Here is a 23744-nt window from a genome sequence, read left to right on the forward strand (position 1 = left end):
ATCCCACTCACGGTTGCTAGAAGATGATAAAGACACGCATTTTAGGGCAAATACGCCATCTGGGGCGAAAATTCATCGTGCTGCCCGACCATCGTCCCGACCAACTGCAATGAAAGCTGTTCGCCTGCCTGGCCTACGGGCTTTGGTGGGCCTTTGGGGCTGTGTATACTGGCCGCCATTTTCAATCGCGTGGAACACACCTGATGGTTGCTAACCTGATCACTTTTGCCACAAACCACTTCATTCTGGTGGCGATCTTCTTCGTTCTGCTGATCCTGCTGCTGGTCAATGAAATTCGTCGCGGCGGGCAGAGCCTGAGCAACGGCCAATTGACCGCCCTGGTCAATGCCGACAAGGGTCTGGTGATCGACATCCGCCCGAGCAAGGAATATTCGGCAGGGCACATCGTCGGTGCGCTGAACATCCCGCAAGACAAGCTCGCCACTCGCATGGCAGAGCTGGAGAAACACAAAGACAAGACCCTGATCGTGGTCGACAGCATGGGCCAGCAGTCTGGTACCCATTGCCGTGAACTGCTCAAGGCTGGTTATACCGCCGCCAAGCTCAGCGGTGGCATTTCCAGCTGGAAAGCCGATAACCTGCCCCTGGTGAAGTGATATGAAGCCCGTCATCGTTTACTCCAGCGACTACTGCCCCTACTGCATGCGCGCCAAGTACCTGCTCGAGAGCAAGGGCGTGGCGTTCGAGGAAATCAAGGTCGACGGCAAACCACAGGTTCGCGCCGAAATGAGCCAGAAGGCCGGCCGTACCTCGGTGCCGCAGATCTGGATCGGCAGTACCCATGTCGGTGGTTGCGATGACCTCTATGCCCTGGAGCGGGCGGGCAAGCTCGACAGCCTTCTCGCGGCCTGATTCACACCGCTTAGAACCCCATTAGGAAAAGGATCTGCCATGACTGACCAACAAAATAACGGCGCCGCCGCCGACGAAAACGCCCCACAATTTTCCATGCAGCGCATCTATGTGCGCGACCTGTCGTTCGAAGCGCCAAAGAGCCCGCAGATCTTCCGTCAGCAGTGGGAACCGGCGGTTTCGCTGGACCTGAACACCCGTCAGAAAGCCCTGGAAGGTGACTTCCACGAAGTCGTACTGACCCTGTCGGTAACCGTCAAGAACGGTGACGAAGTGGCGTTCATTGCCGAAGTTCAGCAGGCGGGTATCTTCCTGATCAAGAACCTCGACGCGCCATCGATGAGCCACACCCTGGGTGCATTCTGCCCGAACATCCTGTTCCCGTATGCGCGCGAAACCCTGGACAGCCTGGTGACCCGTGGTTCGTTCCCGGCCCTGATGCTGTCGCCGGTCAACTTCGACGCCCTGTACGCGCAAGAGATGGAGCGCATGCAGGCCGCTGGCGAAGCACCGTCGCTGCAGTAAGCACGGCTTGCGAGAAACGAAAAGCGCCCCTTGGGGCGCTTTTTTCATGGCCGTCAGGCAAACCCTTGCTGACGCCACGCCTCGTATACCGTCACTGCAACGGTATTGGACAGGTTCAAGCTGCGACAGCCCGGACGCATCGGCAGGCGCAGCTTCTGCTCAGCCGGCAAATTGTCCAGCACTTCGGCGGGCAACCCGCGACTTTCAGGCCCAAACAAGAACGCATCGCCCGGCTGGTAAGCGACCTCGTGAAACGGATGCGAGCCTTTGGTGGTGAAGGCGAACAGGCGCGGCTGGCCGAGGCTTTCCAGGCATCCGGCCAGGCTCTGGTGGCGCTTGAGCGTGGCATACTCATGGTAATCCAGCCCGGCCCGGCGCAAGCGCTTGTCGCCCAGCTCGAAGCCGATCGGCTCGATCAGGTGCAAGGCGCAGCCGCTGTTGGCACAGAGGCGGATGATATTGCCGGTATTCGGCGGAATTTCTGGTTGAAAAAGGATGACGTGAAACATGCACGGCTCCAAGCATGAAGATGACGGGCATTCTACCCCCGAACCCGACCTGCGTTCGAAAGCCTTCCCGCGCGTGATGTTTTCCCTGGCCATCGTCGGGGTGATGGTCGGGCTGATGATCGGCCGCCTTACCACCCCTGAAGAGCGCGTGCTGGAGCAGATAGAAGTGGTGCAGGGCGGCTTGGACCTGTGGTTCAACGAAGAGCCCAAGCTGCATGGCGAGAATGTCGAAGGCACGGTTGCAGTGGTCTTCGAAGCACAGGGCAAGTCCCAGCGTGGGCAGCTGACGTTGCAGGGTAAGCCAGTGGGGTGGCGGGTGCAGAAGAGCGAGGAAGGCTTGCTGCTGACAGTGGTTGCCGCGCGCCCTCTGCAGGGCGACTGGGTCGGTGCAGAGGATGCGGGACGCTGGCGAGTGCAGGTGAGGCTGCACGAATAAAAGAGGGGATTCCCGGCCTGCCTGTACCGAGGTCCCCAGAACTGGAGCGTGCAGCGCGGCGATAGGCCGGGAGCACGCTGGGCGTTGGGTGTGCAGCGAACTGCACGAATAAAAGAGGGGAATTCCCGGCCTGCCTGTACCGAGGTCCCCGAAACTGGAGATACAGTACTTGTTGCAGGTGTCGTGCCAGTTTCGGAAAGCCCGGAAACATTGCGTTTCAAGACAGTTCGGCCAGGCTTTGAGGGGATTTGTGCCTTTGCGAGGTGCATGAAGCACAGCAACGGTGCATGCAGACAGTTCGACCCCAGATAAAGTTAAGGCCTCACACGCAAACGCTCGTTGGCCTTTCAGCGCCTGACGCAAGGCGAGTAAGAGTAGTTGGAGCAGTATTGCAGGGGCATGGTGGCGCGGTTCAATCTTTAACAGCGCGCATCAACGTGGGAGCGGGCTTGCCCCGCGATTAGCGTCATGGCAAACACCGCTATCGCGGGGCAAGCCCGCTCCCACGCAAACGCCCCACGCAAACGCCCCACGCAAACGCCCCACGCAAACGCTCCCACGCAAACGCTCCCACGCAAAGTCTCGTTGGCCTTACAACACCTGACGCAAGGCGAGTTGGGGCAGTTGGAGCAGCAATTGCGGGGTATGGTAGGGCGGTTCAGCCCGTAACAACGAGCATTAACGTGGGAGCGGGCTTGCCCCGCGATCGCATCCTCACAGCTAAACAGCGTCCCAATGAGGGTAATCGCCAAGGCGCTCTGCCAGGCCTGCCCGCAGCGGATTGCACACGATATAGCGCGCAAAGTCGCGCACATCCTCATCGCGCCTCAGTGCCCGGTCATGGTAGCCAGGCTGCCATAACCGTCCCTCTACCTTGCCTTGTTTGTATAGCGAGCAACGGCTTCTGGATTTGAATCGCCGCATCAAGCTACACAGCGTGCTGTCGCGCAGTTCGATCAGCCAGTGGAAGTGATCGGGCATGATTACCCAGGCAAGAGAGCGAAGGGCGTTTTCAATTTCGGCTTGGTGGAGGAGCGGGGGGAGGCAGCGGGCAGCACCGAAATCGGCGAATATGGGCCGCCGGTCCTTCGTTGTGCTGGTCAGCAGGTAGATACGGCCGGGCTCTGAAAAGCGGCCTCGGCGCAGGCGGTTGGAGGCGGGACGATCCATGTCGGTCTCCTTGAATGATGAGCTCTCAAGGTAGGCCGCAATGTGAACCGTTGCCAGGCAGGATTGGAGCAGGGTGTGTCTGCAACAATGCTATCGCGGGGCAAGCCCGCTCCCGCGTGAGGAGGGGCTGCCGCGCGATGCCGGTCAATGGCTAGCGTAGATCAATGCTCATCGCCTTCATCATCATCCCCGCCATCGACCTTCATTCCCAGTTCTTTGATCTTGCGCGTCAGGGTATTGCGCCCCCAACCCAGCAACACCGCAGCATCGCGCCGACGCCCCGCCGTATGCTTGAGCGCCGTCTCGATCATGATCCGTTCAAAACTGGGCACTGCGCTATCGAGCAGGTTCGACTGACCCCGGGCCAGCGCCTGGTCGGCCCATTGGCGCAACGCCTGCTCCCAGTTGGTCACCGGCGCGGCATCCTGCGGCAGGTTGAGTAGCTCGGGCGGCAGGTCGCCGATCAGCACTTCGCGGCTGGAGGCCATTACGGTGATCCAGCGGCAGGTGTTCTCCAGCTGGCGCACGTTGCCTGGCCACGGCAGGTTGCGAATGAACTCTTCGGTCTCCGGCTTGAGCAGTTTGGGCTCGACCGCCAACTCCTGGGCCGCGCGCCCGAGGAAGTGCCGCGCCAAGGTCGGAATATCTTCGCGGCGATCTGCCAGGCGCGGGATATGGATGCGGATGACGTTCAGGCGATGGAACAAGTCTTCCCGGAACTTGCCGGCCTGCACCAGGGTTTCCAGATTCTGATGGGTCGCGGCGATGATGCGCACGTCGACCTTGACCGGCACATGGCCGCCAACCCGGTAGAACTCGCCGTCGGCCAGCACCCGCAACAGTCGGGTCTGGGTGTCGGCGGGCATGTCGCCGATCTCGTCGAGGAACAAGGTGCCGCCGTCGGCCTGTTCGAAGCGGCCACGGCGCAGGTTGGCCGCGCCGGTGAAGGCGCCCTTCTCGTGACCGAACAGCTCGGACTCCATCAAGTCCTTGGGGATCGCCGCCATGTTCAAGGCAATGAACGGCGACGCCGCGCGCGGGCTGTGGCGGTGCAGGGCGTGGGCGACCAGCTCTTTACCGGTGCCCGACTCACCGTTGATCAGCACGGTGATGTTGGAGTGGCTGAGCCGGCCAATGGCGCGGAACACCTCCTGCATCGCCGGCGCTTCACCGATGATCTCCGGGGTGCGGGTCAGGGCTGCCGGTACGTCCAGGCCTTGCTGCTCCTGGGCATGTTGATTGGCACGCTTGACCAGCGACACCGCCTCGTCCACGTCGAATGGCTTGGGCAGGTACTCGAACGCGCCGCCTTGGTACGAGGCCACGGCGCTGTCCAGGTCGGAATGGGCGGTCATGATGATCACCGGCAGGCGCGGATGCTGTTCGCGGATCTGCGCCAACAGGTCCAGGCCACTGGCACCGGGCATGCGGATGTCAGAGATGATCACATCCGGCTGCTGCCGGGCCAGGCGGCCCATGACGCCGTCGGCGCTGTCGAAGCTCTGGGTGGTCATGCCTTCTTGTTGCAGGGCTTTTTCCAGGACCCAGCGGATGGAGCGATCATCGTCGACGATCCAGACGGTTTCACTACGGCTCATTGGGCTGTGGCTCCTTGTTCCAGGGGCAGGAAGATCGAGAAGGTGGTGTGGCCGGCGTGGCTTTCACATTCGATCAGGCCCTGGTGCTGGCTGATGATGTTCTGGGTGATGGCCAGGCCGAGCCCGGTGCCGTCCGGGCGTCCGCTGACCATGGGATAGAAGAGGGTGTCTTGCAGTTCCGCCGGGATGCCGGGGCCGTTGTCGGTAATCTCGACCCTAGCCACCAGGCGATGACGGATGTGGCCGATGGTGAACTGGCGCACCGCACGACTGCGCAGGGTGATACGACCCAGGCGCAGCTCGTTCTGGCCACTGATCGCCTGCATGGCGTTACGCACGATGTTGAGGACGGCCTGGATCATCTGTTCGCGGTCGATCAGCACGTCCGGCAGGCTCGGGTCGTAATCGCGTACCAACGTGATGCCACCCTGGCTTTCGGCCTCGACCAGGCTGCACACGCGCTCCAGCACTTCATGCACGTTGGTCATCGCAAGCGACGGCAGTTTGTTCGAGCCGAGCATGCGGTCGACCAGGTTGCGCAGGCGGTCGGCCTCTTCGATGATCACGTTGGTGTAGTCACGCAGGCCATCCTCGGGCAGCTCGCGCGCGAGCAGCTGCGCTGCGCCGCGAATACCGCCCAGCGGGTTCTTGATCTCGTGGGCCAGGCCACGCACCAGCATCTTGGTGGTTTCCTGCTTGGACAGCTGGGCTTCTTCTTTAGTGATGCGCAGCAGTCGGTCGCGCGGGTGTACTTCAAGCAGCAGCAGGGTCTGGCCCTGATGCAGGATCGGCGTAACGGCGTAGTCGACGGTGATGCTCTGGCCGGTCAACGAGGTCAGTTGGGCTTCGCGCTTGGTGAACGGGTGTGCTTGTTCCACCGCCTGGCGCAGCGAGTTGAGCGCTTCAGTCGACTCGGTGAACAGCTCACTGATGAACTGGCCATGACTGCGCTGGCCACTGACGGCCAGGAGCATTTCCGCAGCCGGGTTCATGTACTCCAGGCGCAGCTCGGCGTTGAGCAGCAGCGTGGCGGTGGTCAGGTTGTCCAGAAGCAGACGGTGCTGTGCATCGCTGATGGTCATGGGGCGTCGTTGACCTCTTTTGGCACATGGGCCGCCGATGGCTGGGCCAAGGGCGGGCGCGCTGGTGATCCGCGTGATGGCTTGAAAATGCAAGAAACAAACCAAGGCTCCGAAAAGAAGCGCAATTTCCCGAGAAACACCTGCTACCGCGCCATTCGGGGGATTTAAATCGTGGTTTATCGTTTCACGTGACCCAAATTGGGCTGCATCACGGGGCGCTTAGACTTTTCATGCACCAATATAGAGCATAGCGACGCTTGACTCATTCACACAGCTGGCCAGAGGCGCGAATCATCGCCAGGTAATGCAGGAAGTCGCCTTCGCGCTGGCGCAGTGCGCTGGCGACTTGCTCAGGGCACTGGGCAGAACGGTTATGGCGGAACTGCGCGAGGTTGCGCAGCAGATCATCCTGCAGGACATCCAGTCGAGGGCGAATCTTGCTTTGCAGGTCTTGGCGCGGCAGATCGGGGGCTTCGCCATCCAGTCGCCATTGCGACAGCAAGGCGTATTGCAGCAGCTTGTTGGCTTCCATCTGGTCGGCAAAGAACGCCTCGGCGTGTTCTGTGCTGAGTTGATGGGCTGGGGCTGAGCGGCGCACGGCGTCGAGCACCGATTGCTCGCGGGCAGTGGCTTGGACCGGTTGCTGGCGGTCCCACTTGTGCAGGGCCACGGCTTCGGCAAGCGCCAGCCGGCGTTCGATACTGTCGAGTAATCGGGACAGGGCAGGATCGACTGGCTCGGCACTGCAGCCAGTGAGGCCGAGTGCGCAGCACAGCGCAAGTGAGGCAAGGCGCATGATGAGTCTCCTGTGGCAGTGGAGCCCCGAAGTGTGCAACCCGTCTCAAATATCGGCAGTCAGACACTTCCGAAAAAGGTGCCTCTGAAAACAGAAACGGCCTCGCGAGGAGGCCGTTTCTTGGTGATGGTTGCGGCGCCAGGCGCCGCTAGCATCAGACGCTGTAGTACAGATCGTATTCCAGCGGGTGGACGAAGGTGCGAACGCGGATTTCTTCTTCCGACTTCAGTTCGATGTAGGCATCGATGAAGTCATCGGAGAACACGCCGCCCTTGGTCAGGAACGCACGGCCCTTGTCCAGCTCTTCCAGGGCTTCTTTCAGGCTACCGCAAACCTGTGGGATTTCCTTGGCCTCTTCAGGCGGCAGGTCGTACAGGTTCTTGTCGGCGGCATCGCCTGGGTGGATCTTGTTCTGGATGCCGTCCAGGCCAGCCATCAGCAGTGCAGCGAAGCACAGGTATGGGTTGGCAGCTGGGTCCGGGAAGCGCGCTTCGATGCGGCGAGCTTTCGGGCTGGAAACGTAAGGGATACGGATCGAAGCCGAACGGTTACGGGCCGAGTAGGCCAGCATGACCGGAGCTTCGAAGCCTGGTACCAGACGCTTATAGGAGTTGGTAGCCGGGTTGGTGAAGCCGTTCAGGGCTTTACCGTGCTTGATGATGCCGCCGATGAAGTACAGGGCGGTTTCCGACAGGCCGGCATAGCCTTCACCAGCGAAGGTGTTCTTGCCTTCTTTGGCGATCGACATGTGCACGTGCATGCCCGAACCGTTGTCACCGTACAGTGGCTTAGGCATGAAGGTCGCGGTGCGGCCGTATGCGTCGGCAACGTTGTGCACGCAGTACTTCAGGGTCTGAACTTCGTCAGCCTTGGCGACCAGGGTGTTGAACTTGACGCCGATTTCGTTCTGGCCGGCAGTTGCCACTTCGTGGTGGTGAACTTCGACGACCTGGCCCATTTCTTCCAGGGCGTTGCACATTGCGGTGCGGATTTCGTGGTCGTGGTCGACCGGCGGCAGCGGGAAGTAGCCGCCTTTGACGCCTGGGCGGTGGCCTTTGTTGCCGCCTTCGACGTCCTGGTCGGTCATCCACGAGCCTTGCTCGGAGAAGATCTTGAACATCGAACCGGAGATGTCGGACTTGAACTTGACGTCGTCGAAGATGAAGAACTCAGGCTCTGGACCGACGAAGACGGTGTCACCGATACCGGTGGTCTTCAGGTACTCTTCGGCGCGACGGGCGATGGCGCGTGGGTCGCGGTCGTAGCCTTGCATGGTGGACGGCTCGATCACGTCGCAGACCAGGATCAGGGTCGGCTCTTCGGTGAACGGGTCCAGCACGGCGGTGCTGTCATCCGGCAGCAGGATCATGTCGGAGGCTTCGATGCCTTTCCAACCTTCGATGGAGGAACCATCGAACATCTTGCCAGCTTCGAAGAACTCATCATCCAGCGCATCGCGAGCTGGCATGGTGACGTGTTGCTGCTTGCCTTTGGTGTCCGTGAAACGCAGATCAATCCACTTGACGTCATGATCTTTGATGAGCTGAACCGACTTCGACATGTTGTCCTCCGGATGGTCTAGAGCGCGGTGGGCCGCTGCCCTGGAAAAAGGGTGTCGCCGGGCGCGCATAGTCGGCCAAGCTTACCTGCCTCACAAGGGAGCAAATTGCATGCCAGTGCCCAAAAATGGCGAGGGCAGGACAAAAGCAGGCGTTTATGGGCATTTATTCCGGGATGGGCGGGCTGTGGCGCACTGATAAGAGGCGTTTTTGAAAGTTTATGCACCGTAATGGTGCGAAATTCGACTGCTTCTCATCGCCAGGGCTCTATCGCGGGGCAAGCCCGTTCCCACGCTGCCTGTACAGGAGAACGTGGAGGCTGCGTGGGAGCGGGCTTGCCCCGCGATAGCTGCAGGCCTGTAAAACAGGGCTTGGCAGAGAAAGTCAAACCTTCTGTACAAAAGTTGCTCAAATCCTGAGCAATTTCCGCTATAATTCGCGCCCCTCATTTTCGGCAGGCCCTGGGCGCGCTGTTTACCCATGAAACTTATCGTCAAAGTCTTCCCAGAAATCACCATCAAGAGCCGGCCAGTGCGCAAGCGCTTCATCCGTCAGCTCGCGAAGAACATTCGCAATGTGCTCAAGGATCTGGACCCTGAGCTGAAGGTCGATGGTGTCTGGGACAACCTCGAAGTGGTCACCCGCGTCGAAGACGAAAAAGTCCAGCGCGAGATGATCGAGCGCCTGTCCTGCATGCCGGGGATCACCCACTTCCTGCAAGTGGAGGAATACCCGCTGGGCGACTTCGACGATATCGTCGAGAAGTGCAAGCAGCACTTCGGTCACCTGCTGGCCGGTAAACGCTTCGCCGTACGCTGCAAGCGCGGCGGCCACCATGACTTCACTTCGATGGACGTCGATCGCTACGTCGGCAGCCAACTGCGCCAGCAGTGCGGCGCCTCTGGGATCGACCTGAAGACTCCAGAAGTGATGGTGCGCATCGAGATCCGCGACCAGCGCCTGTACGTGATCCACAACCAGCACCAGGGCATCGGCGGCTATCCGCTGGGCGCCCTGGAGCAGACGTTGGTGTTGATGTCCGGTGGCTTCGACTCCACGGTGGCCGCCTACCAGATGATGCGCCGCGGCCTGATGACCCATTTCTGCTTCTTCAATCTCGGCGGCCGTGCCCACGAGCTGGGGGTGATGGAAGTTGCCCACTACCTGTGGAAGAAATACGGCAGCAGCCAGCGCGTGCTGTTCATCAGCGTGCCGTTCGAAGAAGTGGTCGGCGAGATTCTCGGCAAGGTCGACAACAGCTACATGGGCGTCACCCTCAAGCGCATGATGTTGCGCGCCTCGGCGAAAATCGCCGACCGTCTGGAAATCGACGCCCTGGTCACCGGCGAGGCGATCTCCCAGGTGTCCAGCCAGACCCTGCCAAACCTGGCAGTGATCGACCAGGCCACCGACAAGTTGGTACTGCGCCCGCTATTGGCCAGCCACAAGCAGGACATCATCGACACCGCTTATCAGATCGGTACCGCCGAGTTCGCCAAGCACATGCCAGAATACTGCGGCGTGATCTCGGTGAACCCGACCACCTGTGCCAAACCGCACCGGGTCGTGCATGAAGAAAACCAGTTCGACATGCAGGTGCTCGAGCGCGCCTTGGAGCGTGCCCGTTTCATCTCGATCGACCACGTTATCGACGAGCTGGGCCAGGACATTCAGGTCGAGGAAGTGGGCGAAGCCCTGCCTGGCCAGATCGTCATCGATATTCGCCACCCCGATGCCCAGGAAGACGAACCCCTGGTGATCGACGGCATCGAGGTCCAGGTCATGCCTTTCTATGCCATCAACAGCCGCTTCAAGCACCTCGATGGCAATCGTCAGTACCTTCTTTATTGCGACAAGGGCGTCATGAGCCGCCTGCACGCGCATCACCTGCTCAGTGAGGGACATGCCAATGTGCGTGTTTATCGTCCGGCATAAGACGCCAGGGCTGTATGGCGGCAGCATCCGCCATCGCCCTCCCGACCAATGGGCCCGCTGAGCCTTTTACCTTCATATTGGCTGCCTAGACTGGGCAGCAAACCGAATCCTCTGATCGAGATACATTTGTGATCGAAAATCTGCGTAACATCGCCATCATCGCCCACGTTGACCATGGTAAAACCACCCTGGTCGACAAACTCCTGCGCCAGTCCGGCACCCTGGAGCGTAACGAGCTCAACGACGAGCGCGTGATGGACTCCAACGACCAGGAAAAAGAGCGCGGCATTACCATTCTGGCGAAAAACACCGCCATCAACTGGAACGGCTACCACATCAACATCGTCGACACCCCCGGCCACGCCGACTTCGGTGGCGAGGTTGAGCGTGTAATGTCGATGGTTGACTCGGTGCTGCTGTTGGTCGACGCCCAAGACGGCCCGATGCCGCAAACCCGCTTCGTGACCAAAAAGGCTTTCGAAGCAGGTCTGAAGCCAATCGTCGTGATCAACAAGGTCGACCGCCCGGGCGCGCGTCCTGACTGGGTTCTGGACCAGATCTTCGACCTGTTCGACAACCTCGGTGCTACCGACGAACAGCTGGACTTCAAAGTCGTCTACGCCTCGGCCCTGAACGGCATCGCCGGTCTGGACCACACCGACATGGCCGAAGACATGACCCCGCTGTACCAGTCGATCATCGACAACGTACCTGCGCCGTCTGTCGACCGTGACGGTCCGTTCCAGATGCAGATCTCCGCTCTGGACTACAACAGCTTCCTCGGTGTTATCGGCGTTGGCCGTATCGCCCGTGGTCGCGTCAAGCCGAACACCCCGGTTGTCGCCATCGACACCAACGGCAAGAAGCGTAACGGCCGTATCCTCAAGCTGATGGGCCACCACGGTCTGCACCGCATCGACGTCGAAGAAGCCCAAGCGGGCGACATCGTCTGCATCAGCGGTTTCGATGAGCTGTTCATCTCCGACACCCTGTGCGCACCTGACGCGGTAGAAGCGATGAAGCCGCTGACCGTTGACGAGCCGACCGTTTCGATGACCTTCCAGGTCAACGACTCGCCGTTCTGCGGCAAGGAAGGCAAGTTCGTCACCAGCCGTAACATCAAGGACCGTCTGGACAAAGAGCTGCTGTACAACGTTGCCCTGCGCGTTCAGGAAACCGATTCCCCTGACAAGTTCAAGGTATCGGGCCGTGGCGAACTGCACCTGTCGGTGTTGATCGAAACCATGCGTCGTGAAGGTTTCGAGATGGCCGTAGGCCGTCCTGAAGTGATCATCCGCGAAGTCGACGGCGTCAAGCAGGAGCCGTTCGAGAACGTCACCATCGACATCCCTGAAGAATCCCAGGGCAAGGTCATGGAAGAGATGGGTCTGCGTAAAGGCGACCTGACCAACATGGTTCCGGATGGCAAGGGCCGTGTTCGCCTGGAGTACAACATTCCAGCTCGTGGTCTGATCGGTTTCCGTAACCAGTTCCTGACCCTGACCAACGGTGCAGGCATCCTGACCTCGATCTTCGATCGCTACGACACCATGAAGTCGGGCCAGATGTCCGGCCGCCTGAACGGCGTTCTGGTGTCGGTCGAGACTGGCAAGGCTCTGACCTACTCGCTGGAAACCCTGCAGGCTCGCGGCAAGCTGTTCGTTGAACACGGCCAAGAGATCTACAACGGTCAGATCATCGGCCTGAACAGCCGTGACAACGACCTGGGCGTGAACCCGACCAAAGGCAAGAAGCTCGACAACATGCGTGCTTCGGGCAAGGACGAAGTCATCGCCCTGGTTCCGCCAGTTCGCCACACCCTCGAACAGGCCCTGGAATTCATCCAGGACGACGAGCTGTGCGAAGTCACGCCGAAGTCGATCCGTCTGCGTAAGAAGATCCTGGACGAAGGCGAGCGTACCCGCGCTGCCAAGAAAGCCAAGAACTGAGTTAGCTCAGGCTGAATGAAAACGCCCCCGGTCGAAAGGCCGGGGGCGTTTTTGTTTGTGTGGGGTGTCAGGCAGAGGCCCAATCGCGGGGCAAGCCCGCTCCCACGCAGTAAGCTCGGCGTGCTAACAGACTGGCCAGCTATTGGCGCGTAACGGCTTTGGGCTTGTAGGCGCAGTACCCCGGCCGCGGCCCGACCTTGGGGTGGTTGCGGCAGGTATCCGGGCGCTTGTCATAAATGGTGCACAGGCGGCTTTTACGATCCAGATACATGCAGTCATCGTTGCTCATCCGGGTCAGGGTGAAGATCCCTGACTTCTGGTTGAAGCGTTCGATGATGCCTTCCTTCTGCAGGCGCTTGGCGACGTTCTTTGGCGGCTCGTCCTTTTCGAACTCATCCACCACGCCAATACGGATCAGGTCTTTGATCTTCACTTCAACAGGCAGGGTGCAGCAGGTCGAATGGCAGCCCCCGCACATATGGCTGGCATAGCGCTGCCAGGTTTCCAGGCGGTCGACTTCGGCCGCGGCAATCAGGGTCGGTTTCATAGTTATGGGGGGCAGATCACGGTCTTGGGGCGCGCGATCATACCGGAGTTGTTCAATTTGTGAACAACCTTTTGCCCGATTGCCGTTATGGGCATGAAAACTGCGAACGGGAACTGTCACTCTCTGTCGAAGGGTCTAGTCTCAACAATCTCCCTCCGCTTTCGTCAACTTGCCCGAGGATGCCGCATGTCCCAGGAACCTAAAGCACGTGACGCCGAGGTGGCCGAATTTCGTGCCGCTGTATTGGCCAAGCTGACCTACGCGGTCGGCAAGGACCCGGAGCACGCCTTCGATCATGACTGGTTCGAGGCCATCGCCCTGGCCGCGCGCGACCATATGGTCGACCACTGGATGGATCACACCCGACAGGCCTATCGACGCAGCCAGAAGCGCGTCTATTACCTCTCCCTGGAGTTCCTGATAGGCCGGTTGCTGTTCGACAGCCTGAGCAATCTCGGGCTGCTGGACATTGCCCGGGAAGCCCTCGATGGGCTGGATGTCGACCTTGAGCGAATCCGCCTGCTCGAACCCGATGCGGCGCTGGGTAATGGTGGCCTGGGCCGCTTGGCGGCTTGCTTCATGGAAAGCATGTCGACCCTCGGCATCGCCGCGCATGGCTATGGCATCCGCTACGAGCACGGCCTGTTCCGCCAGGCGGTGGTCGATGGCTGGCAGCAGGAGCAGACCGAAAACTGGCTGGATTTCGGCAACCCCTGGGAGTTCGAGCGCGCCGAGGTGATCTACCCGATCAGCTTTGGCGGCAGCGTTGAAACCGTGCAGGACAGCGCCGGCCAGCAGCGCCAGGTCTGGTGGCCGGGCGAGACGGTGCGGGCGGTGGCCTACGACACGCCGGTGGTCGGCTGGCGGGGTGCCAGCGTCAATACCCTGCGCCTGTGGCGTGCGCGGGCCCTGGAAGAGCTGCATCTGGAACGCTTCAATGCCGGCGACCATTTAGGCGCGGTGGCGGAAGTGGCGCGAGCCGAGAGCATCTCGCGGGTGCTGTACCCAGCCGATAGCACTGAAGCGGGGCAGGAGTTGCGCCTGCGCCAAGAGTACTTTTTCGTTTCCGCCTCGCTGCAGGATTTGCTGCGTCGGCACTTGAACATGCACGACACCTTGCTCAACCTGCCAGACGCTGCGGCGATCCAGCTCAACGACACCCACCCCTCGATCGCTGTGGCCGAGTTGATGCGGCTACTCGTCGACCAGCATGAAATCCCTTGGGAGAAAGCCTGGGAAGTCACAGTCGGCACGTTGGCCTACACCAATCACACCCTGCTGCCGGAAGCGCTGGAAACCTGGCCGGTAGCCCTGATGGAGCGCATGCTGCCACGGCACATGCAGATCATCTATCTGATCAACGCCTACCATATCGACGCGTTGCGGGCCAAAGGCTTGCACGACTTCGACGTGCTGCGCGCGGTGTCGCTGATCGAAGAAGACAACGGCCGCCGGGTGCGCATGGGCAACCTGGCCTTCCTCGGCTCGCACAGCGTCAATGGCGTGTCGGCACTGCACAGCAAGCTGATGAAGAGCACGGTGTTTGCCGAGCTGCACAAGCTGTATCCGCAGCGGATCAACAACAAGACCAACGGCATCACCTTCCGTCGTTGGCTGTACCAAGCCAATCCACAGTTGACCAGCATGCTCATCGAGTCGCTGGGGGCAGAGGTGCTGGACGATTCGGAAACACGCCTGACCAACCTTGCTCCATTCGCTGACAAGCCGGCGTTTCGCAAGCAGTTCGCCGCCCAGCGCCTGCATAGCAAGCGCGCGCTGGCCAGCATCATTCAGGATCGGCTGGGGGTAACGGTCAATCCTGAGGCGTTGTTCGACGTTCAGGTCAAGCGCATCCACGAGTACAAGCGCCAGTTGCTCAACCTGCTGCACACCGTGGCGCTGTATCAGGCGATGCGCTCTGAGCCTGGCACCGACTGGGTGCCGCGGGTGAAGATCTTCGCCGGCAAGGCGGCGGCCAGTTATCACCAGGCCAAGTTGATCATCAAGCTGGCCAACGACATCGCCCGGGTGGTCAACAACGACCCGACCGTGCGCGGCTTGCTCAAGGTGGTGTTCCTGCCCAACTACAACGTCAGCCTGGCCGAGAGCATCATCCCGGCGGCGGACCTCTCCGAGCAGATCTCCACCGCCGGCTATGAAGCGTCCGGTACCAGCAACATGAAGTTCGGCCTCAACGGCGCGCTGACCATCGGCACCCTCGATGGCGCCAACGTCGAGATGTGTGAGCAGGTCGGCGAGGAAAACATGTTCATCTTCGGCCTGACTGCTCAGCAGGTCGAGGCGCGCAAGCGGGCAGGGGACTTCGGTGCCAATGCGGCGATTGCCGCTTCCCATCGTCTGGGGGATGTCTTGCAGGCGATTCGCAGTGGGGTGTTCTCCCCGGATGATCCGTCGCGCTATGCGCACCTGATCGATTCGCTGATTGCCTATGACCGCTTCTTGGTCTGTGCCGACTTCGATGCCTACTGGGATGCCCAGCGCCGGGTCGAGGAGCTTTGGCACAAGCCGCAGGAATGGTGGCGCATGGCGGTGCTCAATACTGCGCGAATGGGCTGGTTCTCGTCGGATCGGACCATTCGCGAGTATGCGACGGAAATCTGGAAGGCGTTGGATTGAGCCATGCTATCGCGGGGCAAGCCCGCTCCCACGCAGCAGCTACTACCAGCCGCTCCCACGCAGCCGCTGCTCGCAGCGGCGGTCATGCGTCGCTCATGGCTGCGTGGGAGCGGGCTTGTCCCGCGATGAGGCCCCCGCCGACCATCGGCCCTGCAACCAATGAACTCAACCCCCAATCTACCGTCTGATCCGCCAGGCGCGTCTCTTTACTCGCTAGGCCGTCACTCTCCCTGTAAACTGCGGGGGTTTTTCACCCCCTATCCTTTTCGGAGCCATACATGTCCCGCGTTACCCTGAGTCGCTATCTGATTGAGCAGACCCGCAGCAACAATACCCCTGCCGATCTGCGCTTCCTGATCGAGGTGGTGGCGCGTGCGTGCAAGGAGATCAGCCACAACGTGTCCAAAGGCGCCCTGGGCGGCGTACTGGGCAGCATGGGCACCGAAAACGTGCAGGGCGAAGTGCAGAAGAAGCTCGACGTGATCTCCAACGAGATCCTGCTCGAAGCCAACGAATGGGGCGGTCACCTGGCCGGCATGGCGTCCGAAGAAATGGACAATGCCTACCAGATCCCCGGTAAATACCCCAAAGGCGCCTACCTGCTGGTCTTCGACCCACTGGACGGTTCGTCGAACATCGACGTCAACGTCTCGGTCGGCACCATCTTCTCGGTCCTGCGCTGCCCCAACGAATACCTGAGCCAGAACGAAACCCTCAACGAGAACGCCTTCCTCCAGCCTGGCACCGAGCAGGTCGCCGCCGGTTACGCGATCTATGGTCCGCAGACCATGCTGATCCTGACCCTGGGTAATGGCGTCAAGGGCTTCACCCTGGACCGCGAGCTGGGCAGCTTCGTCCTGACTCACGAAAACATCCAGGTGCCGACCAGCACCGCCGAGTTCGCCATCAACATGTCCAACCAACGCCACTGGGAAGCCCCGGTGCAGCGTTACGTCGGCGAGTTGCTGGCAGGTGAGACCGGCCCGCTGAAGAAGAACTACAACATGCGTTGGATCGCCTCGATGGTGGCCGACGTGCACCGTATCCTCACCCGTGGCGGCCTGTTCATGTACCCGCGCGATGCCCGCGAGCCGAGCAAGCCGGGCAAGCTGCGCCTGATGTACGAAGCCAACCCGATGTCGTTCATCATCGAGCAGGCCGGCGGCGCCTCCACCAACGGTTACGAGCGTATCCTCGACATCAAGCCAGAAAGCCTGCACCAGCGTGTGTCGGTAATCCTTGGCTCGAAGGAAGAGGTGGAGCGCGTCACCGCCTACCACAAGGAGTAAGTCATGCTCGCACCTTGGCAGCCGTTGTTGGAATGGTGGTTCGGTTGGGGCACCAGTGCCCAGGCCGTGGCTGACGAGAAGAGTACGCTGTGGTTTGGCAAGCACCATGACGACGAAGCGCGCGAGCGCTTCGGCGATCTATGCGAGCAAGCCTTGGCCGGTGGCCTGGATGAGTGGCAGCAGAGCCCGCAGGGCTGGCTGGGGCTGATCCTGCTGCTCGACCAGCTGCCGCGCATGATCCACCGCGACACGCCGTTGGCTTTCGAAGGCGACCGCCGTGCCCAAGTGGTGGCGATGCAGGGCTTGCAGAAAGGCTGGGATTACCAGCTGCTGCCGATCCAGCGCGTGTTCGTGCTGCTGGTGCTGGAGCATGCCGAGGTGCTCGATTGGCAGAACCTGAGCGTCGAGCGTTACCAGACCCTGCTCGAAGAGCAACCGGAGGCTAACCGCCGGTTGTTCGAAGGTTTTCTGGATTATGCCGAACAGCATCAGCGGGTGATTGCCCGGTTCGGGCGCTTCCCGCATCGCAACCTGATGCTGGGACGCCCTAGTACCAGTGAAGAGATGGATTTTCTCCTCGAGCCTGGCTCCAGGTTCTAAGGGCGCACCATCGTTTGGATCGAACGTGGGAGCGGGCTTGCCCCGCGATAGTAGTGGTGAATTCACCATCGCCATCGCAGGGCAAGCCCGCTCCCGCGCATGATCTCGCTGTTACCAGCAGTTGCAGGATCAGATCCTGAAACTGCCCACCAACTGCTTCAAACGGTCCACCTGGTGCTCCAGGTCATTGCAGGCGCGCAAGGTGCTCTGCAGGTTCTGCACTCCTTCCTGATTCAGCGTATTGATCTCGGTGATGTCGACATTGATCGACTCGACCACGGCTGTCTGCTCTTCAGTGGCAGTCGCCACCGACTGGTTCATGCCGTCGATCTCGCCAATGCGCTGGGTCACGCTGCCCAGCCGTTCACCGGCCTGGTTGGCGATGCCCACGCTGTGCTCGCTCTGCTGCTGGCTCTGGTTCATGGTGCTCACCGCCACCTGGGCGCCCGCTTGCAGCTCTTCGATCAGGCGCTGAACCTGCTGCGCCGACTCTTGCGTGCGATGCGCAAGGTTGCGCACTTCGTCGGCGACCACGGCAAAGCCGCGCCCGGCCTCACCGGCACGGGCAGCTTCGATGGCGGCATTGAGTGCCAGCAGGTTGGTCTGCTGGGAAATACCGCTGATCACATCGAGAATCTGACCGATGTTGGCAGTGTGTGAGTTGAGCGTCTGGATGTTGCCGCACGAATCGCTGATCCGCGCCGACAGCTGGTTCATCACCTCGATGGTCTGGCCGACCACCTGCTGGCCGTCCTCGGCCAGGCTGCGCGCATCGCTTGAGTGCTGCGAGGCGAGGGCGGCGTTCTGGGCGATTTCCTGGGCGGCGGCACCAAGCTGGTTGATCGCTGCGGCAACGCTGCTGGTGCGACTCGACTGCTGGTCGGCATTGTGGATCGAGGCGTTGGAGGCCGTAATCACCTGGCTAGCCACCGCATTGACCTGACCTGTGGCCGAGGACACTTCGCGGATCGACTCATGGATGCGCTCGACGAAGCGGTTGAACGACTGGCCGAGGCTGCCGAACTCGTCCTGGGCGTGGATGGTCAGGCGCCGGGTCAGGTCGCCTTCGCCCTGGGCGATGTCGTGCATGGCGCGGCCCATGATGTGCAGCGGTTCCATCAAGACGCGGATCAGCAGGCCCAGCAGGGCGATGATCGCCACCACCGCGATCAGCGTCGCCACCACTGCCGAGGTGCGCAGTTCGCTGAGCATGGCGAAGGCTGCGTCCTGGTCGAGCACCAGCGCCACGTACCAGTCAGCCGAGGGCACGCCGTCGACATGGGTGAAGCTGATGAACTGCTTGCGCCCCTCGAACTCGACCTCCTTCAGGCCGCGGCCGATGCGTGGGGTGTCGGTCGGGTAGATATCGGCGAGGCTCTTGAGCGCCAGCTCTCCCTTGGGATGAATCAGGATCTTGCCTTCGCCATTGACGATGAACGCGTGGCCACTGCCATCGAAGTCCAGCGCGTTGATCAGGTTGCTGATGGTCTGCAGGTCGGTGTCGACGCCGCTGACGCCAATCAGTCGGCCGCCTTGCTGCACGGGGGTTGCCAGGGTGATCACCAGCTTGCCGGCCGAGGCCGAGACGTACGGCTCGGTGACGATGGTCTGGTTGGCGGCGCTGGCGGCTTTGTACCAGCCGCGCACGCGCGGATCGTAGTCGGCGGCGCGGTTGCCTACCGGCACCGACTGCATGCTGCCGTCCTGGCCGCCAAAGTAGGTGAGCTGGAAGTTGCTGGCATACACCGGCAGCGCCAGGGCGCGGTCCAGGCCGGGCTTGCCGTCGACGGCAATCTGCTGGGCGAAGGTGTCGAGCAGCTGGATACGGCTGTCGAGCCAGTTACGGATGTTGCCGGCAGTCAGGTTGCCCAGGTCCTGCAGGGTCGACTCGGTATCGCTACGCAGGGACTGGCGTTGTCGGTAATCGTTGAACAGCACGAAGCAGGTAAAGGCAACGGCCACCACGAGGGCAGCGGCCAGCAGGATCTTGTGGCTGAACTTGAGGTTGTTGGTCATGGCAAAGTCTGCGCAGGGAAGCACGTCGAAGGGAGGGTGCGGCAATCGGCCACACCGCTGGGAGCTGTGTCGACCTGCGTGGGTAAAACATTAATCAATTGCGAACCAGTCGACCAATGGCAGGGGGTCAAAGCACCCTGGGCAGGGAACCGAGGAGGCTTTTTGCCTTCTAAGCTCTCCACAGGCGCCTCGCCTGAGCCCCATGTCCCAGGAGTGTCCCTTCATGTCGTTGCGTTCCCTCGCCCTGTTGTCCTTGTGCGTCGTCCTGACCGCGTGCAGCAAGATCAATCAGGAAAACTATTCCAAGCTCAAGGCCGGCATGAACAAGGTCGAGGTCGAGCAACTGCTGGGTACGCCAACCGAATGCTCCGGAGCGCTGGGCATGAGCAGCTGCACCTGGGGTGACGAGAAGAGCTTCATCAGCGTGCAGTACGCGGCGGACAAGGTGTTGATGTACTCCGGGCAGGGCCTCAAATGAGGCGGCTGACCCTGCTGCTGGGCGTCTGCCTGGCGCTGCTGCTGGGCGGCTGTGCCAGCTCCAGCGTCGACCCGCTGGCGCCGAAGACGGCTGGCACGGTGGACCTCAAGCGCTACCAGGGCAAATGGTATGAGCTGGCGCGCCTGCCGATGTACTTTCAGCGCGACTGTGCCCAGTCCGAGGCGCATTACAACGCCAAGCCCGATGGCACCCTTGGTGTGTTGAACCGCTGCCGGATGCTCGATGGCGAGTGGATTCGTGCCGAAGGCAATGCCAAGCCGCAGGAAGTGGGGCATACCGACAAGCTATGGGTCGAGTTCGATAACTGGTTTACCCGTCTGGCGCCGGGCGTGGCCAAGGGTGAGTATTGGGTGCTGTATGTGGATGCCCATTACCGCACGGCCATCGTCGGCAGCCCTGATCGCAAGTACCTGTGGATTCTGTCGCGCACCCCATCGTTGCCGGCGTGGCAGCGTGAAAACCTGTTGGCCAAGGCGCGCCAGCAAGGGTATGACACCAATCGCTTGATCTGGCGGGTGGCGGATCGGGATATCGCCGCCAGGTAATGCGGTTGTCATCGCGGGGCAAGCCCGCTCCCACGCTTGCCTAGGCTCTGTACGAAAAGCCTTGATACTTGTCATGCTGCGTTGAAAACAGCCTCGGAATGCTCATTTACTCCAGTAAAGTCGAGCGCGACTCCGACCGTTCCTCGGCTGTTTTCGCCTTGCCTGACCGGCGTCTCAAGACTTTTCATACAGACCCTAGATAGATAGCGTGGGAGCGGGCTTGCCCCGCGATAGCGGTGGAACTGCGTTTAATCAGTCCAGCAGCTGGCGCAGCACCTCGACGAACGCTCGCCCACTGTCCTCATCCTGCGCATGCCGCCCCTGGCGCACCACCCACTGCCCGTTGACCATCACATCACGCACCTGGCGATCACCGCCGGCAAACAGCCAGCGGTTGAGAATGGCGTCGCCCTCGGCGGTGGCAATGTACGGATCCTGCCCGTCGAGCACCAGCCAGTCGGCGCGCTTGCCCACGCTGAGCTCGCCAATCGGCTGCCCCAGCGCCTGCGCGCCACCACTGAGCGCGGCATCGTAGAGGGTTCTGCCAACCATCGGTTGATCGCCCCGGTACAGCCGGTTACGTCGTTGGTCACGCAGCCGTTGGCCATACTCCAGCCAGCGCAGCTCCTCGACCACGCTGAGCGATACATGGCTGTCCGAGCCAATCCCCATGCGGCCACCCAGGGCCAGGTAGTCCACCGCAGGGAAGATCCCGTCCCCCAGGTTCGCTTCGGTGCTCAGGCACAACCCGGCCACCGCGCCGCTATGAGCCATGGCGCGAACTTCATCTGGGTCGGCATGGGTGGCATGCACCAGGCACCAACGGCGGTCGACATCGACATGTTCATACAGCCATTGCAGCGGACGCAGGCCGCTCCAGGCCAGGCAATCGTCGACTTCCTTTTGTTGCTCGGCGATGTGGATGTGGATCGGGCAGGCCTGGTCACCGTTCGCCACGACACCGGCAATCTGCGCCGGGGTCACCGCGCGCAGGGAGTGGAAACACAGGCCTAGCTGTTGCGCTGGTTGAGCGGCCAACAGCGGCTGTAGCTGCTCCTGCAAGCGCAGGTACTGTTCGCTTGAGTTGATGAAGCGGCGCTGGCCGTCACTGGGCGCCTGGCCACCGAAGCCCGAATGGCTATACAGCACCGGCAGCAGCGTCAGGCCAATCCCGGCGCTGCTCGCGGCGGCGCTGATACGCCGGGACAGCTCGGCGGGGTCGGCATACGCCTGGCCATCGCGGTCGTGATGCACGTAGTGGAACTCTGCCACCGAGGTGTAGCCGGCCTTGAGCATTTCGATGTACAGCTGGCGGGCGATGACTTGCAGTTGCTCCGGGCTGATCCGACCGACCAGGCGGTACATCAGATCGCGCCAGGTCCAGAAACTGTCGTTGGGATTGCCCGCCACCTCAGCCAGGCCTGCCATGGCGCGCTGGAAGGCGTGCGAGTGCAAGTTGGGCATGCCCGGCAGTAGCGGGCCGGCCAGACGCTCGGCGCCCTCGGCCGAGGCGTCGGCCTGGAGACTGGACAGTCGACCATCGGCGGCGACCTCAAGACGGACGTTGCGCGCCCAGCCAGTGGACAGCAGGGCGCGCTCGGCGAAGAAGACGGGCATGGGTTTTTCCTGTTCTTGTTAGCTTGTATATACATATACAGGCGTTTGCCTGCCCGGTAAACTCCGGCAAGCTACCGTTCACTCATACCGCACAAGGATAAAAGCCGTGCCGACACCTCCTGTCTCCGCGCTGGTGGCCCAGATGGGCGAAGGGCCGGCGCCGCTGTACGCCCGGGTCAAACAGATGATCATCCAGCAGATCGAAAACGGCACGTGGCCGCCCCACCACCGGGTGCCCTCCGAGAGCGAGCTGGTCAGCCAGCTGGGCTTCAGCCGCATGACGATCAACCGCGCCCTGCGCGAACTGACCGCCGATGGCCTGTTGGTCCGCATGCAAGGGGTAGGCACTTTCGTTGCCGAACCCAAGACCCGTTCGGCGCTGTTCGAGGTCAACAACATCGCCGACGAGATCGCCAGCCGTGGCCATCAGCATAGCTGCCAAGTGATTACCCTGGCCGAAGAAGCGGCAGGCTCCGAGCGCGCCCTGGCGCTGGACATGCGCGAAGGTCAGCGGGTGTTCCATTCGCTGATCGTGCATTACGAGAACGGCATCCCGGTGCAGATCGAAGACCGTTACGTCAACGCCCTGATCGCCCCGGATTACCTGAGCCAGGACTTCACCCGGCAGACGCCCTACGCCTACTTGTCCCAAGTCGCTCCGCTGACCGAGGGCGAGCACGTGGTCGAAGCCATTCTTGCCGAGCCCGAAGAGTGCCGTTTGCTGCAGATCGAACGTGGCGAGCCGTGCCTGTTGATTCGCCGGCGTACCTGGTCCGGTCGCCAGCCAGTTACTGCTGCGCGATTGATCCACCCCGGCTCCCGTCATCGCTTGGAAGGACGTTTCAGCAAATGAGCCAGTTGCAGTTGTTGCGTGCCCGCGACTACCCACGCATGCCGTGGAAGAACGGCGGCGGTTTCACCGAGGAGATTGCCCGCGACGCGGGCGATAGCCTGGAAGGATTTGGCTGGCGCCTGTCGATTGCCGATATCGAAGAGTCCGGCGGTTTCTCCAGCTTCAGCGGTTATCAGCGGATCATCACCGTGCTGCAAGGCGACGGCATGCGCTTGTTGGTCGATGGCCAGGCTAGCCGACCGCTACTTAGCTTCGATGCCTTCGCCTTCAATGGCGAGAGCCAGGTCAGCTGCAAGCTGCTGGGTGGCCCTATCAGGGATTTCAACCTGATCTATGCGCCGCAGCGCTATCGGGCGCGCTTGCAGTGGTTCGATGGCAGCAGCCGGTTATTCAGTTCGGCGCCGACGGTGTTGCTGTTTGCTGGCAGCAATCATGTCGAAGTCGGGCTGGCCGGGCATGAGTCGCAGAGCCTGGGGTTGTACGACTGCCTGCGGCTGGAAGGCAATGATGGCTTGCTGGGGTTGGATGTGCAGGGGCGGTTTTGCCTGATTGAGCTGACTGCGCGCTGAGATAACGATTACCAGGGCCGCTTTGCAGCCCATCGCGGGGCAAGCCCGCTCCCACGTGCGCACTACAGGCTTGCGTGGGAGCGGGCTTGCCCCGCGATGGGCTGCAAAGCGGCCCTAATCATTTAAGGGAAAGGCACAAT

Annotated in this window: 22 protein-coding genes and 1 pseudogene; 13 read left to right on the plus strand and 10 right to left on the minus strand. The window is 61.4% G+C overall.

Annotated elements, in window-relative coordinates; translation table 11 throughout:
- Positions 1-203: 203 nt before the first annotated feature.
- From ACI2JX_RS18250 to secB, 3 genes are read left to right on the plus strand one after another with little or no spacing between them, the layout of a single operon-like run.
- Positions 204-617: a rhodanese-like domain-containing protein gene (locus ACI2JX_RS18250; protein WP_186557608.1), complete on the plus strand. Its 414-nt coding sequence runs from the start codon at positions 204-206 to the stop codon at positions 615-617.
- Position 618: 1 nt separating this feature from the next.
- The gene (grxC, locus tag ACI2JX_RS18255) at positions 619-873 is read left to right on the plus strand and encodes a glutaredoxin 3 (protein ID WP_186557609.1); all 255 of its coding nucleotides are present in this window, start codon (positions 619-621) and stop codon (positions 871-873) included.
- 39 nt (positions 874-912) lie between these two features.
- The gene (gene secB, locus ACI2JX_RS18260) at positions 913-1398 is read left to right on the plus strand and encodes a protein-export chaperone SecB (RefSeq protein WP_186557610.1); all 486 of its coding nucleotides are present in this window, start codon (positions 913-915) and stop codon (positions 1396-1398) included.
- A 53-nt stretch (positions 1399-1451) separates the two neighbouring features.
- On the opposite strand, the gene trmL is transcribed toward secB, so the two are convergent.
- On the minus strand, positions 1452-1907 hold the full coding sequence (gene trmL, locus ACI2JX_RS18265; protein ID WP_404690681.1) for a tRNA (uridine(34)/cytosine(34)/5-carboxymethylaminomethyluridine(34)-2'-O)-methyltransferase TrmL: 456 nt from the start codon (positions 1905-1907) through the stop codon (positions 1452-1454).
- Between trmL and ACI2JX_RS18270 the strand changes: the two genes are divergently transcribed.
- Positions 1906-2343 carry a hypothetical protein gene (locus ACI2JX_RS18270; protein ID WP_186557612.1) on the plus strand — a complete coding sequence of 146 codons (438 nt, stop codon included), beginning with the start codon at positions 1906-1908 and terminating at the stop codon, positions 2341-2343. The two genes, trmL and ACI2JX_RS18270, sit on opposite strands and share 2 nt — an antisense overlap.
- A gap of 720 nt (positions 2344-3063) precedes the next feature.
- On the opposite strand, the gene ACI2JX_RS18275 is transcribed toward ACI2JX_RS18270, so the two are convergent.
- From ACI2JX_RS18275 to glnA, 5 genes are all read right to left on the minus strand, one after another.
- Positions 3064-3513, minus strand: coding sequence for an REP-associated tyrosine transposase (locus ACI2JX_RS18275; RefSeq protein WP_404690682.1), 450 nt, complete (start codon positions 3511-3513; stop codon positions 3064-3066).
- A 161-nt stretch (positions 3514-3674) separates the two neighbouring features.
- Positions 3675-5111, minus strand: a complete 1437-nt coding sequence (gene ntrC / locus ACI2JX_RS18280; RefSeq protein WP_264235635.1) for a nitrogen regulation protein NR(I) — start codon at positions 5109-5111, stop codon at positions 3675-3677.
- Positions 5108-6193 (minus strand): nitrogen regulation protein NR(II), encoded by a 1086-nt coding sequence (glnL, locus tag ACI2JX_RS18285; protein ID WP_186557615.1) that lies wholly within the window; start codon positions 6191-6193, stop codon positions 5108-5110. The genes ntrC and glnL overlap by 4 nt, the downstream gene beginning before the upstream one ends.
- A 262-nt stretch (positions 6194-6455) precedes the next feature.
- A complete protein-coding gene (locus ACI2JX_RS18290) occupies positions 6456-6989 on the minus strand; it encodes a chorismate mutase (RefSeq protein ID WP_264235634.1) in 534 nt (177 codons plus the stop codon).
- Between the two features lie 154 nt (positions 6990-7143).
- Entirely contained in the window at positions 7144-8550 is a 1407-nt protein-coding gene (glnA, locus tag ACI2JX_RS18295) for a glutamate--ammonia ligase (protein WP_186557617.1), read from the minus strand.
- A gap of 478 nt (positions 8551-9028) precedes the next feature.
- Between glnA and thiI the strand changes: the two genes are divergently transcribed.
- A complete protein-coding gene (gene thiI, locus ACI2JX_RS18300; RefSeq protein ID WP_264235633.1) occupies positions 9029-10483 on the plus strand; it encodes a tRNA uracil 4-sulfurtransferase ThiI in 1455 nt (484 codons plus the stop codon).
- Between the two features lie 128 nt (positions 10484-10611).
- Positions 10612-12432, plus strand: a complete 1821-nt coding sequence (gene typA, locus ACI2JX_RS18305) for a translational GTPase TypA (RefSeq protein WP_186557619.1) — start codon at positions 10612-10614, stop codon at positions 12430-12432.
- 139 nt (positions 12433-12571) lie between these two features.
- Here the strand turns inward: typA and ACI2JX_RS18310 are convergent, their stop codons facing one another.
- Positions 12572-12979: a YkgJ family cysteine cluster protein gene (locus ACI2JX_RS18310; protein WP_404690683.1), complete on the minus strand. Its 408-nt coding sequence runs from the start codon at positions 12977-12979 to the stop codon at positions 12572-12574.
- Between the two features lie 186 nt (positions 12980-13165).
- Here ACI2JX_RS18310 and ACI2JX_RS18315 point away from each other — a divergent pair, with 186 nt between their 5' ends.
- The 3 genes from ACI2JX_RS18315 to ACI2JX_RS18325 all read left to right on the plus strand — a co-directional run bounded on the left by ACI2JX_RS18315 (position 13166) and on the right by ACI2JX_RS18325 (position 17505).
- On the plus strand, positions 13166-15616 hold the full coding sequence (locus tag ACI2JX_RS18315; RefSeq protein ID WP_264235631.1) for a glycogen/starch/alpha-glucan phosphorylase: 2451 nt from the start codon (positions 13166-13168) through the stop codon (positions 15614-15616).
- 278 nt (positions 15617-15894) lie between these two features.
- Positions 15895-16905: a class 1 fructose-bisphosphatase gene (locus ACI2JX_RS18320; RefSeq protein WP_186557622.1), complete on the plus strand. Its 1011-nt coding sequence runs from the start codon at positions 15895-15897 to the stop codon at positions 16903-16905.
- 3 nt (positions 16906-16908) lie between these two features.
- Positions 16909-17505: a DUF924 family protein gene (locus tag ACI2JX_RS18325; RefSeq protein WP_264235630.1), complete on the plus strand. Its 597-nt coding sequence runs from the start codon at positions 16909-16911 to the stop codon at positions 17503-17505.
- A 129-nt stretch (positions 17506-17634) separates the two neighbouring features.
- Here the strand turns inward: ACI2JX_RS18325 and ACI2JX_RS18330 are convergent, their stop codons facing one another.
- On the minus strand, positions 17635-18465 hold the full coding sequence (locus ACI2JX_RS18330; protein ID WP_404690704.1) for a methyl-accepting chemotaxis protein: 831 nt from the start codon (positions 18463-18465) through the stop codon (positions 17635-17637).
- A 24-nt stretch (positions 18466-18489) separates the two neighbouring features.
- Positions 18490-19521, minus strand: a pseudogene (locus tag ACI2JX_RS18335) (cache domain-containing protein); the annotation flags it as partial.
- 223 nt (positions 19522-19744) lie between these two features.
- Between ACI2JX_RS18335 and bamE the strand changes: the two are divergent.
- Entirely contained in the window at positions 19745-19999 is a 255-nt protein-coding gene (gene bamE, locus ACI2JX_RS18340; protein WP_264235628.1) for an outer membrane protein assembly factor BamE, read from the plus strand.
- The gene (locus ACI2JX_RS18345) at positions 19996-20565 is read left to right on the plus strand and encodes a lipocalin family protein (protein WP_264235627.1); all 570 of its coding nucleotides are present in this window, start codon (positions 19996-19998) and stop codon (positions 20563-20565) included. Before bamE ends, ACI2JX_RS18345 begins: the two co-directional genes overlap by 4 nt.
- Positions 20566-20817: 252 nt before the next feature.
- Here the strand turns inward: ACI2JX_RS18345 and ACI2JX_RS18350 are convergent, their stop codons facing one another.
- Positions 20818-22182: a formimidoylglutamate deiminase gene (locus tag ACI2JX_RS18350; RefSeq protein ID WP_368972540.1), complete on the minus strand. Its 1365-nt coding sequence runs from the start codon at positions 22180-22182 to the stop codon at positions 20818-20820.
- Positions 22183-22324: 142 nt separating this feature from the next.
- Here ACI2JX_RS18350 and hutC point away from each other — a divergent pair, with 142 nt between their 5' ends.
- Positions 22325-23035 (plus strand): histidine utilization repressor, encoded by a 711-nt coding sequence (gene hutC / locus ACI2JX_RS18355; RefSeq protein ID WP_186557637.1) that lies wholly within the window; start codon positions 22325-22327, stop codon positions 23033-23035.
- Positions 23032-23604 (plus strand): HutD family protein, encoded by a 573-nt coding sequence (locus ACI2JX_RS18360; protein WP_186557627.1) that lies wholly within the window; start codon positions 23032-23034, stop codon positions 23602-23604. The genes hutC and ACI2JX_RS18360 overlap by 4 nt, the downstream gene beginning before the upstream one ends.
- Positions 23605-23744: the final 140 nt, after the last annotated feature.

It is taken from the genome of Pseudomonas sp. NPDC088890 (genome assembly GCF_044900155.1).
GTDB classification, from domain to species: domain Bacteria; phylum Pseudomonadota; class Gammaproteobacteria; order Pseudomonadales; family Pseudomonadaceae; genus Aquipseudomonas; species Aquipseudomonas urmiensis.